This window comes from Paenibacillus qinlingensis (assembly GCF_013204845.1).
In the GTDB taxonomy this organism is placed as follows: domain Bacteria; phylum Bacillota; class Bacilli; order Paenibacillales; family NBRC-103111; genus Paenibacillus_E; species Paenibacillus_E qinlingensis.
Genome location: NZ_JABMKY010000009.1, coordinates 219,339 through 232,782, shown reverse-complemented (window position 1 = coordinate 232,782; position 13,444 = coordinate 219,339). Strand labels below are relative to the sequence as shown.

Below are 13,444 nucleotides of genomic sequence, written 5' to 3'. Positions count from 1 at the left end.
ATTACCATTAGAGATGTAGCAACTCTAGTATATTCAGATCATTCGGGGAGGTTCACATGAGACAAAGAGATAAAGCGAAAACGGCGGTTATTCTCTCGGCGGCAGGACTATTGGTGCTCTCGGCTTGTAGCTCAGAGGGATCCAAAGATAGTAGTGCAACAGCGACACCTAATGCTTCTGCAACCACGAACGCGAATTTAATGGCGAAGTATGAGAAACCAGTGGACATCTCAGCTTGGCGCTACACAGAAGCGACGTATAAGTATGAAAATGGCGACACGATCGAGAATAATATTTATACCAAGGCTTATCAAAATGACCTGAACATCAACTTGAAATATCAATGGACCGTGCCTGTTGAGCAATTCGATCAAAAGTTGAATGTCGCGATTGCTGCCGGGGATCTACCAGATGTCATGTGGCTGAAAAACAAGCAACTCACAGATTTGGCTGATAATGATATGCTCTATGACTTGACAGAGCTGTATGACAAGTATGCCTCACCGATGGCGAAGAGTATTCTGCAGCAGGATCAGAAGGCGTTTGATACAGCCAAAATTGGTGGCAAGCTGATGGCGATTCCACAAACATCGTCGGCCATCGACGGTTTACCGCTCCTGTATGTTCGGGCGGATTGGTTAACGAAGCTAGGACTTTCGGAGCCGAAGTCCATGAAGGAAGTTCTGGCGGTTGCTGAGGCATTCACGAAGAAGGATCCAGACGGCAACGGCAAAGATGATACCTTCGGGATGGCTTTCACGAAGTCGTTCTTAGCGGATACGCATTTCGGAACGACGGGCTTCTTCTCTGGTTTTCATGCGTATGCGGGGAAATGGGTAAAGGATGCATCCGGTAAGCAACTTGTCTATGGAAGTATTCAACCAGAAGTGAAAACGGCATTGAAACAACTTCAGGATATGTACGCACAAGGCTTGCTCGATAAAGAATTCGGTGTTAAAGACAGAGCGAAGGTAACTGAATCCGTTGTCGGCGGCAAAGTCGGTATCTTCTACGGCAGCATGTCTGCGCCATTGTCAATCATTCAGAAAAACATTGATAACGATCCGAAAGCAGATTGGAAAGCGATTCCGCTGGTGTCTGTTGACGATAAGATAGCAACCCCAATCGGTAAAATGCCGATTCAAAGGTATTACGCAGTTAGCAAGAAGAGCAAGAATCCAGAAGCGATTATCAAGCTTCTCAATTTCGCGATGGATGGCTATGACGAGAGTAAAAAGATAAAACCAGAGATGAGCTTCTCCCCTACGAATGTCCCTGTCTATCTCTATAGCCTGATGAATCCAGAACCAGCGAACAAAAACTTGAGCGCACATAACAATACGCTGAGTGCGATTGCTTCGAACGATGCGTCCAAACTGACGACGGAAGAGAAGGGCTACTACGACAAAATTGTAGACTTCCGCAAAGGGAACAATGCGAATTGGGGTACAGAGCGCGTATTCGGTACGCCGAGCAGTTTCGACGTGATCAGCAAGTACGTGAAAGACGATAACTATATGTTAGATGCTTTCTATGGAGCAGCAACACCTACGATGGTTGAAAAGAATGCTTCACTTCTGAAGTTGGAAGAGGAAGTATTTACGAAGATTATTATGGGCCAATCCATCGATACGTTTGATAAATTCGCCCTCGACTGGAAGAAGCTTGGTGGCGAACAGATTACGAAGGAAGTCAACGAATGGTATGCAAAAAGTAAATAAGAAGTTGACGGCTTAATACGAGATTGGAGCTTAGGGGGAAGCGGTCGTACACTGCTTTCCCCTTCGTTATTTGTCCATGCATGCAAACGGAGAGGAGTATAAACGGAAATGAATAAAAAACTGCAGGAAATTCCTTTGCATCTTATGCTATTACCCGGTGTTATTCTTACGATTATTTTTAGCTATGTCCCGATTGCAGGGATCGTTATTGCTTTCCAGAAATTTGTACCATCCAAAGGGATTTTCCATTCCAAATGGATCGGGCTCGATAATTTTCGCTATATGTTAGAGATGCCTAATTTCGGCGGCGTTGTGTGGAATACGGTTTTCATTGCAGTCATGAAGATACTCGTACACTTAATTGTACCTGTTATATTTGCTCTTTTATTAAATGAGGTTATAAGCACAGCTTTCAAACGTACGATTCAAACAATCATTTATTTCCCTTATTTTCTATCCTGGGTCATTCTAGGAGGCATATTAATTGATATTCTTTCGCCTTCAGGCGGCATTGTGAATCAGATGCTTGGCCTTCTTGGCATCCAACCTATTTTTTTCCTTGGCAACGAAAACTGGTTCCCTTTTACACTTGTCGCATCAGACACTTGGAAGGAATTCGGATATAGTACAATCGTTTATTTAGCTGCACTCACAGCCATTGATCAGTCCTTGTATGAAGCTGCGGTTGTGGATGGAGCGAACCGTTGGAAGCAGACACTCCACGTTACAATCCCCGGCATGCTGCCTATTGTCACGCTGATGACTGTCCTAAGCTTAGGGAATGTGCTGAACGCTGGTTTCGATCAGGTGTTCAATCTGTATAGTCCGATGGTATATAGCACAGGAGATATTATTGATACGATGGTTTACCGAATCGGCTTAGTGGATGCGCAATATGGCGTAGCGACGGCGGTAGGATTGTTCAAATCCGTTATTGCTTTCATCTTGATTGTGATTTCGAATAAGCTTGCCAATCGGTATACGGGTTATCGGATATTCTAATGTGAGGGGGAAAGGTTATGCAGAAAGTGACAACGAGCAGAAAAGTATTTCTGTTAGTTAACTATATCGTGTTGGGTTTAATCGCATTCCTGTGTCTATTGCCGTTGATTAACGTATTGGCTGTCTCTTTCAGCTCTAGCAGTGCTGCGGCAGGTGGTTTCGTTAAGCTCTGGCCGGTGGATTTCACCATTGCCTCGTATAAACATGCTTTAACGAAGAAGGAATTTATTGAAGGTTTATATGTATCTGTTCAAAGAGTCGTGCTCGGCTATGCAATTAATATGGTGGTTACGATCTTAATTGCCTATCCGCTATCCAAAGAAACAACGACGCTTCGTGCAAGGAACGTATACGCGTGGTTCTTTATCATCACGATGCTATTCCATGGCGGATTGATTCCTAGTTATATGACGATGAAAGCTCTCGGATTGCTCGATACCATTTGGGCGTTAGTACTTCCCGGAGCCGTGCATGTTTTTAATATGATTTTGCTGTTAAACTTCTTCCGAAATTTACCGAAGGAAATTGAAGAAGCTGCGTACATTGATGGAGCGGGCCACTGGAAGGTGCTATGGAGCATGTATATTCCTTTGTCAAAGCCTGCCTTGGCAACAATCACGTTATTTACGGTGGTCATGCATTGGAATTCGTGGTTTGACGGTCTAATTTATATGAATTCGCCTTCAAATTATCCGCTTCAGAGTTATTTGCAAACGATTATTGTTAATCCTGACTCCAGTACGCTTTCTTCTACGGAGTTGTACATGTCAGAGGTATCCGACCGCACATTCAAAGCGGCGCAAGTTTTCTTAGCGGCATTGCCGATATTGATCTTTTATCCATTCTTACAGAAGTATTTCATGAAAGGCCTAGTCATGGGCAGTGTGAAAGGATAACAGAGTGGGCTGCCCCAGGCAGTCCATTTCTTAATAAAGGGGACTATTCGTATGAGTGAGAACATGATAAATCGGCTTCGTGGAATCTCTGTGGAGGCGCAGTTAGGTCAGCTGAAAAAAGCAACAGATCGTGTTGTGTTAAGCGAGTGGCTTGATGCGGGTGTGAAGTTCGCTTCGATAGGCGGACGTTTGGAGGAAACGTATTACAGTGGGCTAAGCAAGCTGTTCGATTGCATCGTACCTACGATGGGGGACGCGCCTGTGCTGCATGAGGGCGGGATTTATCTAGGTTGCTGGATGGAAAGCACGGGAACGATCAACAATGAATTGTTGTCGCGTTTCATGCCGAAGGTGTCGGAGGATACTTTTCAATTGTTCGCAGATTACCAGAAGGAAGACGGACAACTGCCTTATAAAGTGACAGAGAATGGCCCTGCTTATCGGCAGATTCAAATGGTGACACCGCTGGCGAGAAGTGTGTGGAACCATTATGTGTTGAACGGTCGCAACCAATCGTTTTTGCGGAAAATGTATGAGGCCATGGTACGACATGACGAATGGCTTGCAACGTATCGCGATACACGTCAAACAGGTTGCGTCGAGGCATTTTGTACGTTCGATACGGGACACGACTTGTCCCCGCGTTTCTGGCATGTGCCGGATTCCGCTCATCTGGACGATGCTCGGCAGTATAACCCGGATTCACCGACTTTGCCGTTTTTAGCGCCGGATTTGACGGCGAATGTGTACTGTCAGCGTCTTTATCTATCTCGTATGGCGCAGGAGCTTGGGGATGAGCAGGCGGCGGGGGAGTGGCATGCAAGGGCAGAGATAAGCTTGAATAGCTTGTTCGCGCATTGCTTTGATGAAGAAGATTCCTTCTTCTATGATGTAGATCGGAATGACGAATGGGTTCGCGTTCAGTCTGACGTCTTGTTGCGTGTGCTAGCCTGTGAGGTAGGCGATGGCGAATTCTTCGCTGCTTCGCTAAGGAAGTATTTACTCAATACAAGCAAGTTTTTCGCAAAATATCCGTTTACTTCCGTTGCAATGGACGATCCGCGCTTCGATCCGTTCTCGAGTTACAATACATGGGCTGGTACGTCGAATTTCTTGAGCCTGATCCGTACACCGCACGCCTTCGAGCATCATCATCGCTATGTGGAGCTGACTTGGGTCCTGAACCCCATTGTGACAGCTTTGGCGCAGATGACGCGGTTTGCCCAAACGGTAAGTCCTTGGACAGGAAAAGAGGGTTATACAGAATCTTATTCACCAGCAATTCTATGCCTGCTAGATTTCGTCGAGCGAATGTGTGGCATTGTGCCAAGACCGGATGGAGAGCTTTGGTTCACGGCTCTGGTACCGTATCCACAGGATCATGGCGAGGTTATGGCTGCGGAAACAGGTTACAGTCGGATCGTCGACGGTGTCTCATTCGAATTCGTCACAACGAGAGACGGTGGAACGGTATATCGCAATGGAGAGGCATATTTGCAGCTCCCCTTCGGGACAAGGGCTGTGACGGACCGTAAAGGCAACCTGAAAGCCATCATTGGGATGAGCGTTCGCACCATTGAGGGGACAGTTCGGTATGAGGGTCAAGAGTTTCCGTTGGTTGTGAAAGGTAATGAGCAAGTAGATTTGTTGAATGGGCAATTTAGTAGTGTGCGCGATTTAGGTGTTATTTATCCAACATATCGGTAATAGGGAGGTAAGTAGGTATGGCGATGATAAAAAATAGTAACTTACAGATCCGTGATCCCTTTGTTGTACCCGTTGCCCAGGAGGGACAGTATTATCTGTTCGGCAGTACCGATACGAATATTTGGGGTAAAGGGACTGGATTTAATGTCTATGTAGGACGAGACCTGCTGGAGTGGGAAGGCCCGTATGCTGTGTTTAGACCTGGGGCAGATTTCTATGCCGAGAACAATTTCTGGGCACCTGAGGTGCATAAGTACGAGGACCGCTATTATATGTTTGCGACCTTCCGTCGGAAGGACAATGATTTGCTGGGAACAGCGGTGCTGGTAAGCGACAGTCTGCTAGGACCTTTTACGCCGCATAGTGAGGGGCCAGTCACGCCGAAGGATTGGTGCTCGCTGGATGGGACATTGTTCATAGATGAAGAGGGAATGCCGTGGATCGTATTTTGCCGTGAATGGCAGCAGGTAGCGGATGGTCAAGTTTGCGCTGTAAGATTGACTAGGGATCTGAAGGGGACGATCGGTGAGCCCGATGTGCTCTTTTCCGCTTCGCAAGCTTCATGGCCAACGGCGTTTCAGCATGCTCGTTATCCAGGGCAAGACAACTATGTGACCGATGGGCCATCGCTGTATCGAACAGATGCAGGCGTGTTATTGATGTTGTGGGCAAGTTTTATCAACAACACATATGCATTAGGTGTCGCTAAGTCGGTCTCAGGGACCGTGCTTGGCCCGTGGGTGCAGGAGGAGGAAGCACTCTTTCGGAGCGATGGCGGGCACGGGATGCTGTTCCATGCATTTGATGGAAGCTTGATGTTGGCTGTCCACACGCCGAATCAGACGCCGAATGAGCGTCCACTTTTTCTGGTAATCGAAGAGGTTGAGGGGAAGTTAAGGGTGCTTGGCGTGTAAATGAATAGTTTGGACAAATGGCAGGGGACAGATTCAGTTAAGATCTGTCCCCTTTTCATTGAATCGGGGAGCTTAGGTCGAACCGAACTTCAAAAAGAAGAACTTTCAAGCCTGTATTGCCCAGGTGTAATATTCTCGAATTTTTTAAATACCTTGAAAAAATGTCGTGGGTTTTCGTAACCAACTAGCTCCGCAATCGTGTTAATCGGCCATTCCGGATTCTCTTGCATGATTTGTTTGGCTTTGGTAAGTCGAAAGGTATGCAAGTAGTGAAGGAAAGTTAGTCCCATCTCTTTCCGAAACAACATGCTGATGTAATTGGGGTGCATTTGTACATGATCGGCAACAGCATCAAGCGATAAATCCTGTTTATAATTTTGTTCTACGAAAGCGACTATTTTATCAATTGTAAGTAAGTTCGGCTGGTTGTGGTCAGTGGAGCGGGTATATTGAATGAGCTGTGCGATGATCTCCGAGATCTGGATATATGCAGGTAACGTGTTGTTCGATACAAAAAGTTTGGTTGCTGCATGTTCACCCCAGATGGTTTCTGGTGTTAGGCCAACACTTTGCAAGTAAACACCGATACAAATAAGAAACTGCTCACGAAGTTTGTTATTACATTCCGTATTGCCTGGGAAATGAGGCAGTATGGACTGCACATCCTTTTCAATCTGTTCGCGATTAAACTGCTTGTCGATTGAACACTCCATGTATTGTACTAGATGTTCAAAGTGATGATGTATGTTTTCTGACTCTGGTTGATAACAATTGAATCTGTTGGAGGAAAAGTAGCGATTGAATAACATTGCTGCCATTGCTTCAATATACAAATCCCGTAAATGTGCGCTTTCATTCTTTTTGATGCTGACCCCGATACAATATCCGCTGCCTTGCTTTCTTTCGGTATCGAACAACTCGTCGCATGCAAGCTGTAGATCTTCATCTGTCGGACAGTGGACACTATTCGCAATCATGATCGTTTGCCGCAAAAAGCGTGATTGAACAATGTATGTAATCTGGAAAATACGTGCTAAAGGGGTTTCGGTGCCTGCGAGTCGATCGGCGGTTAAGATAGGTACACTTTCATTTGCTTGGAATACGATTATCGTTGTGTAAGGATCGGGAAGTAGGGTCTGCAACTGTTCAGGCTTAACCGGTAAGTCTTCCAACTGCGTATTGAACAGGATATGTTCTTTGAGCAGCAATAGATCGTGATCGATAATTTGCTTTTGTTCCTCCTGAATGGTTCTCCCGATTCTAAACAGTACGTTGATGAGTTCATCCTTGTTAATGGGCTTCAACAAATAGTCGATGACTTGGTAACGCAGCGCTTGTCTGGCATAAGCAAAATCGCCATATCCAGTTAAGATAACGAAACGGCTGCAAAGGTTCAGTGATTGTATTTCCTTTATCAGCGTGAGTCCGTCCATTTCAGGCATATGAATATCCGTAAGGATCAAATCAGGCTGAAAAGTCGCTAGCTTATTCATCGCATCGATGCCGTCGGCAGCACCGACAATTTCGATAAATGGTGTATGCGCTTTCTCGATCATTCGGATAATCCCATTTAAGATGATAGGTTCATCATCGACTACCATCAACCTCATGGCGTTGCCCCCTTAGCTAACTTGAGTATACATGTCGTCCCCTCATTAAGCTTACTCTCCAGTTGAATACCCGAACGTTCGCCAAAAAACATTTTTACACGTTCGTTTACATTCATAATTCCGAGCCCCCCGCCCCCCTTCTGCAAACGATGGGCATCCATGGTGCCGTTTAACACGCCTTGGATGAGTACAAGCCGTTCTTTCTCAATGCCAGTACCAGAATCAACAACGGTAATGAACATGAATGCAGCATCTTCCCAAATGCGAATCGAAAGTGATCCCTGTTTTCTTACATTTGCAATCCCGTGAACGATGCTATTTTCAATGATCGGCTGCAGCATATAGTGGGGGCATTGAAAATTATCGATAGCCGCGTCGATCTCAAACGTTACTTTCAAGCGGTCAGCTAATCTAATTTGTTGGATTGTGATATAGTCTTTGACATTATCCACTTCTTCTCGCAGCGAAGTCTCGTTTTTCGCTCCAGACAGACTGTAACGGAATAGCTTGCCTAGTGTGTAGGACATCTCAGCTGCTTCGGGGTCATCGTTGGCTTCTGCGATCATGCGGATCGATTCGAGCGTATTGTACAGAAAATGAGGCTTAATTTGCGCCTGCATCATGAGATAGGCCGATTCCTTGCGCAGCATTTCCGAACGATGAACGGTATTAACCAACTCATCCATGCGTCTGATCATTGCATTATAAGAGGAGGTCAGATGTCCGACTTCGTCTTTATTAATCTCCCCGCGATAGAGAGGGAAATGGTTTTCGTCAACCTGCCGCATATGCTTAGAAAGTTTCAGAATGCGTTTCGTAATCGAGCTGGCGATCAAATAGTAGATGCCGGATAGAAGTAATAAGAGCAGGGCGACGATCAGCACGAGAATATACTTGTTTTTTTTGATTCCAATAAAGACGGTGTCTACTTGTTCCATCATCACAAATTGCAGCTTAAGGCTGTCAGCATAAAAGGATTCAATCAGCATTTTATTTCCGTTAACCGTGTGATACGCATATTTCGCATGCAGCCCAAAAGCTTGGGCGAGTAAGGCCTTCTCTGAAGCTTCGGATAAGGGAATCTTCTCAATATGTGAAATGACCTGATTATCCTGATCAAGCACATAAAAATTACTTCTACTGTTCAAATTAAGTGATTCCAATAATGGTTTAATGAAATTTGAGGTTACTTTGATATCGAGAAGACCGATGTCTTGCTCAAAATTACGGTTTCCAATTTTATGGAAATAATGGAGATTGATGTCTTGATCGGAACTATTATTAAACGTAATCCATTTACCTACACCTAGTGGAAGCGTTTTAATGCTCTCATCCAGCTTGAACTCGTCCATTCTGGCCATTTCTGGTCGGAAAATCATACCGTTCTGCTGCTCCATGTAAATGGTCATCCCATCGATCATTCGATTAGATGACAAAATATAAGAAAACAAAGGTCGAATGTAGGTTAAAAAATTAGAAACTTGCTCAAAATCGCTTCGATAGTTCCCGCTTAAATAGGCAATCGTGTTCGAATTATTTTGGAAGAGCTGATACGCGGATTCGATCTGAACCGTACTTACGTTAACGTTATTAAGGACTTGGTTCACAATTTTTTGTCTGCCTTGCGCATATTCTTCGAGAAAGCTATTGTAGTTTTGGTTATAAAGGAACAAGCCGAATGAAATAATCGGAATGAAGATGATGAATATGTAGCCTATTGCCATTTTTTTCACAATCGACAAATTCTGATAGCTGAAAGCAAACTTCAGTTTCACGAATTCCACCACCTTATAAACGGACACTACCTGCTTAAAAATGATCACTATAATTATGAGTCCTACTCCGTTATTATTGGATTTGTAAGCGCTTAACATAAGCGGATAGTCACTGCATCGAGGGGGAGTACCATGAGTATAGCACTTAAAATGGTAAAGAAAAACTGGCAACTCTATCTGATAATTCTGCCGTCACTTGTTTATTTGATCATTTTTAAATACATACCGATGGTTGGCGTACAAATCGCTTTTAAAAACTTTATGGTCACGAAAGGAATATGGGGAAGTGATTGGATTGGTTTCAAGCATTTTGTGGACTTTTTCCATCTGCCCATTTTTTGGCGGGTGATCAAAAATACGGCATTACTCAGCCTTTACTCACTTCTTGTCGGCTTTCCGGCACCGATCATACTTGCTCTAGCTTTGAATGAACTGAAAAATGGGATCTTTAAAAGGACTGTACAGTTAGTCACCTTTGCACCTTATTTCATTTCTACGGTTATCATGGTCTCGATTATCATGCTGTTCCTTTCTCCACAGCTCGGTTTTGTTCATCTCTTAGCGGATAAGTTTGGTTTTCCAGCGGAGAATATCATGTCAAAGCCGGCGTATTTCAAAACCGTTTATGTCCTATCGGACGTATGGCAATTTACAGGATATGCCTCGGTCATTTATATTGCCGCTCTGGCAGGGGTAGACCCGCATTTGTATGAGGCGGCGAAAGTAGACGGTGCGTCACGGTTTCAACGGATGATAAATATCGATTTGCCGAGCCTTATGCCGACGGCGGTAATCTTACTCATTTTGAATGCTGGTCAAATCATGAACGTTGGATTCGAAAAGGTGTACCTGATGCAGAATGCGATTAATGTTGGTGCGTCAGAGGTCATATCTACGTATGTGTACAAAATGGGATTGGTCGGAGCGAACTTCAGTTTCTCTGCAGCTGTCGGTCTTTTTAATTCGGTTGTCAATTTATTGCTGCTCATTGTGGTCAACTATGTAGCCAAGAAAAATTCCGAGACAAGCTTGTGGTAGGAGGCAAATGAGATGGTTAATTCCGAGCAAACCGTGCTTCTCAAAGCGAGAAAGGCACCAACACGTATTCTTGAAAATAGTGTCGACAGAATGTACCTGTTCTTTGTCTATGTATTTCTGCTTATTTGTTTAATCATTGTGGCTTATCCGCTCATTTATATCATTAGTTCATCATTCAGCTCATCGTCAGCTGTGATCTCAGGTAAAGTGTGGCTGTTCCCTGTTGAGCCTACCCTACGAGGGTACAAAGCCGTATTTCAGAATCCGCAAATCTTGACGGGTTACGGAAATTCTTTGTTCTATCTATTCTTCGGAACGCTGATTAGCGTGACGTTGACGATAACAGCGGCTTATCCGCTTTCACGTAAAAACTTTTATGGACGCAACGTCATCACAGCGCTGTTTATTTTTACGATGCTGTTCAACGGGGGCTTGATTCCCTATTATTTGACAGTTAAAGGAATGGGGTTGCTGGACACGAGATGGGCCATGATTATTCCTGGTGCCATTTCGGTATGGCAAGTTATTCTGGCGAGGACATTTTTCCAAACGTCTATTCCTTCGGAATTAACAGAGGCGGCACATTTGGATGGATGCAGCGATTTTAAGTTTCTACTCCGAATTGTCATCCCGCTGTCCAAACCGATCATTGCCGTTCTTGTGCTGATGTATGCCATTGGCTATTGGAACTCCTATTTTGAAGCGTTGATTTTCTTGAAATCGGCAAAATTGTATCCGTTGCAGCTTATTTTACGAAATATTCTAATCCTGAACTCCATTGATCCAACCATGATAAAGGATGTCAAAGAACTTGCGGATCGGCAAGGCTTAAAGGAGCTTCTTAAATATTCACTAATCGTCGTAGCGAGCGCACCTGTTCTCATGTTATATCCTTTTGTGCAAAAGCATTTTGTGAAAGGACTGCTGATTGGTTCTCTGAAAGGATGAATCCAGTATCACATTGAGGGGGGGGGATGCCGGGAGTTCAACCGGTTTTTAACTACTTGGAATGGAATATGAATAGCTATGAAAAACAAGGAGGGTTTGCGCATGGTAAGTAAAGGAACCAGAAAAACTTGGTTATCGGCGGTCCTGATTTTATTCATAACTTTGCCTGTAGTGGGCTGCACGTCTAATAATGATGATCCACAGGGCAGCGCTAGTCCTACAGAGGCTGGAAGTTCAGGTGGCGGAAAAGAACTTAATGCTACGGGCTTTCCTATTACTAAAAATAAAATTACAATGAGTGCTTTTGCGCCGCAATCTGCGAACATTGCCGATTTGAATACGAATTGGTTTACCAAATATTTGGAAGGAAAGACGAATATTCATTTGAACTGGCAGCTTGTGCCCGGAGAAACAGCGGCTTTGAATGAGAAAAAACAGCTGTTGCTCGCCAGCGGCGATTATCCTGATATTTTCATGCAAGGCAATTTAACAAAAGAGGAACAGCTGCTTTACGGTCAACAAGGCGTACTTCTCCCGTTGAATAAGTTAATCGATCAATACGCACCCAATATTAAGAAAGCATTCAAAGACATTCCGTATTTGGAGAAGGCGATCACTGCGCCGGACGGCAACATTTATGCGATACCTTCCGTGAATGAATGCTATCACTGCCAATTTTCTGCCAAAATGTGGGTGAATTCAAAGTGGTTGCAAAAGCTCGGTCTTAGCGCACCGAAGACGACCGATGATTTTTACAATATGCTCAAAGCGTTTAAGGAAAAGGATCCGAATGGGAATGGCAAAGCAGACGAAATCGCGTTCACGGGTTCACCGACAGGTTGGCATACAGATATTGAGACATTCGTTATGAATGCGTTCGTCTATTTCAATGCGGACAACAATTATTTCATGATGAACGGCGGCAAGTTGGCAACGTCAGTCGACCAACAAGGCTTTAAAAAAGGTCTGCAATTCTTGAACAAACTGTATGCAGAAGGCTTGATAGATAAGGAAGCTTTTACACAAAAATCGGATGCGCTTTCTCAAAAAGGGAATAGTCCTGGTCTTGCGATCGCTGGCGCAATTCCAGCAGGTTGGTTCGGCGAATTCACAGATGCCTCGCCAACGGCAACGCGCCACAAGGACTATGATCCGATTGCGCCGCTTACGGGTCCAGACGGAGCGTCGTTCGCGGCTCACTACATTGGCATCGGGAACTCGGTATTTGCTGTGACGAATAAAAACAAAAATCCAGAAGCAGCCGTCCGTTTAGCCGATTATCTGTATACAGATGAGGGCACGACACTGTCCAACTTTGGGGAAGAAAACCGCAACTGGGTGAAAGCAGATGCGAATGATAAAAACACACGCGGAACCGCAGCCAAGTTCAAAGTGAAAGAAACGACTTATGGTGTAGGTCAGGTACAAAATGACCATTGGAATCAAATGGGACCGGGCCTTCGTTCCTCCGAGTATCGAGAAACTGCCTATGCAGCTAGCCAGGACATCTATACGATGGATGGTTTGGAAACCCGTCTGTACAAAGCTACCAAAGAATTGTATGAAGGACACCAACCGAAAGAAGAGTTCCCGACGGATATTTTCTTAACGAACGATCAAGCGAATCAAGTTAAGCAATTGAAGCCGATTATTACAGATTACGTCAAACAGTCTATGCTGCAGTTTATCATGGGAGCCAAAAACATTGATAAAGATTGGGACGCTTACGTGAAAGGCTTGAAAGACTCCGGCATGGATCAATTCATCAAAATCTATCAGGATGCCTACGACAAAGTGTATAAAAAGTGATGCAGGTAACGATTATTGGAATTG

10 protein-coding genes are annotated in these 13,444 nt (G+C 44.5%); 8 read left to right on the top strand and 2 right to left on the bottom strand.

The annotated features are described in order from the left end of the window. The first annotated feature begins 56 nt into the window (after positions 1-56). From HQN88_RS18330 to HQN88_RS18310, 5 genes are all read left to right on the top strand, one after another. Entirely contained in the window at positions 57-1,721 is a 1,665-nt protein-coding gene (locus HQN88_RS18330; RefSeq protein ID WP_173115114.1) for an extracellular solute-binding protein, read from the top strand. 108 nt (positions 1,722-1,829) lie between these two features. Then, positions 1,830-2,723, top strand: coding sequence for an ABC transporter permease (locus tag HQN88_RS18325; protein ID WP_173115111.1), 894 nt, complete (start codon positions 1,830-1,832; stop codon positions 2,721-2,723). Positions 2,724-2,740: 17 nt separating this feature from the next. Next, a complete protein-coding gene (locus tag HQN88_RS18320) occupies positions 2,741-3,619 on the top strand; it encodes a carbohydrate ABC transporter permease (RefSeq protein ID WP_173115108.1) in 879 nt (292 codons plus the stop codon). A gap of 51 nt (positions 3,620-3,670) precedes the next feature. Beyond that, on the top strand, positions 3,671-5,326 hold the full coding sequence (locus tag HQN88_RS18315; RefSeq protein ID WP_173115105.1) for an MGH1-like glycoside hydrolase domain-containing protein: 1,656 nt from the start codon (positions 3,671-3,673) through the stop codon (positions 5,324-5,326). A 23-nt stretch (positions 5,327-5,349) separates the two neighbouring features. After that, positions 5,350-6,240 (top strand): glycoside hydrolase family 43 protein, encoded by an 891-nt coding sequence (locus tag HQN88_RS18310; protein WP_173115216.1) that lies wholly within the window; start codon positions 5,350-5,352, stop codon positions 6,238-6,240. 89 nt (positions 6,241-6,329) lie between these two features. Here HQN88_RS18310 and HQN88_RS18305 read toward each other — a convergent pair whose 3' ends face one another. Both HQN88_RS18305 and HQN88_RS18300 read right to left on the bottom strand, forming a co-directional pair. Next, positions 6,330-7,850, bottom strand: coding sequence for a response regulator (locus HQN88_RS18305; RefSeq protein WP_173115102.1), 1,521 nt, complete (start codon positions 7,848-7,850; stop codon positions 6,330-6,332). Then, positions 7,847-9,625 carry a sensor histidine kinase gene (locus HQN88_RS18300; RefSeq protein WP_173115099.1) on the bottom strand — a complete coding sequence of 593 codons (1,779 nt, stop codon included), beginning with the start codon at positions 9,623-9,625 and terminating at the stop codon, positions 7,847-7,849. Before HQN88_RS18300 ends, HQN88_RS18305 begins: the two co-directional genes overlap by 4 nt. A gap of 132 nt (positions 9,626-9,757) precedes the next feature. On the opposite strand from HQN88_RS18300, the gene HQN88_RS18295 reads away from it, so the two are divergent. The 3 genes from HQN88_RS18295 (at position 9,758) to HQN88_RS18285 (ending at position 13,420) form a co-directional block, all read left to right on the top strand. Continuing rightward, positions 9,758-10,663, top strand: a complete 906-nt coding sequence (locus HQN88_RS18295; protein WP_173115096.1) for an ABC transporter permease — start codon at positions 9,758-9,760, stop codon at positions 10,661-10,663. A gap of 12 nt (positions 10,664-10,675) precedes the next feature. Next, complete coding sequence (locus HQN88_RS18290) at positions 10,676-11,611, top strand: carbohydrate ABC transporter permease (RefSeq protein WP_173115094.1); 936 nt, start codon at positions 10,676-10,678, stop codon at positions 11,609-11,611. A gap of 102 nt (positions 11,612-11,713) precedes the next feature. Beyond that, a complete protein-coding gene (locus HQN88_RS18285) occupies positions 11,714-13,420 on the top strand; it encodes an ABC transporter substrate-binding protein (RefSeq protein WP_173115092.1) in 1,707 nt (568 codons plus the stop codon). Positions 13,421-13,444 lie beyond the last annotated feature (24 nt).

What these genes read in the sequence shown, in the direction of transcription:
- HQN88_RS18330 (WP_173115114.1), top strand. Translation starts at nt 57, where the DNA reads ATGAGACAAAGAGATAAAGCGAAAACGGCGGTTATTCTCTCGGCGGCA.
- HQN88_RS18325 (WP_173115111.1), top strand. Translation starts at nt 1,830, where the DNA reads ATGAATAAAAAACTGCAGGAAATTCCTTTGCATCTTATGCTATTACCC.
- HQN88_RS18320 (WP_173115108.1), top strand. Translation starts at nt 2,741, where the DNA reads ATGCAGAAAGTGACAACGAGCAGAAAAGTATTTCTGTTAGTTAACTAT.
- HQN88_RS18315 (WP_173115105.1), top strand. Translation starts at nt 3,671, where the DNA reads ATGAGTGAGAACATGATAAATCGGCTTCGTGGAATCTCTGTGGAGGCG.
- HQN88_RS18310 (WP_173115216.1), top strand. Translation starts at nt 5,350, where the DNA reads ATGATAAAAAATAGTAACTTACAGATCCGTGATCCCTTTGTTGTACCC.
- HQN88_RS18305 (WP_173115102.1), bottom strand. Translation starts at nt 7,850, where the DNA reads ATGAGGTTGATGGTAGTCGATGATGAACCTATCATCTTAAATGGGATT.
- HQN88_RS18295 (WP_173115096.1), top strand. Translation starts at nt 9,758, where the DNA reads ATGAGTATAGCACTTAAAATGGTAAAGAAAAACTGGCAACTCTATCTG.
- HQN88_RS18290 (WP_173115094.1), top strand. Translation starts at nt 10,676, where the DNA reads ATGGTTAATTCCGAGCAAACCGTGCTTCTCAAAGCGAGAAAGGCACCA.
- HQN88_RS18285 (WP_173115092.1), top strand. Translation starts at nt 11,714, where the DNA reads ATGGTAAGTAAAGGAACCAGAAAAACTTGGTTATCGGCGGTCCTGATT.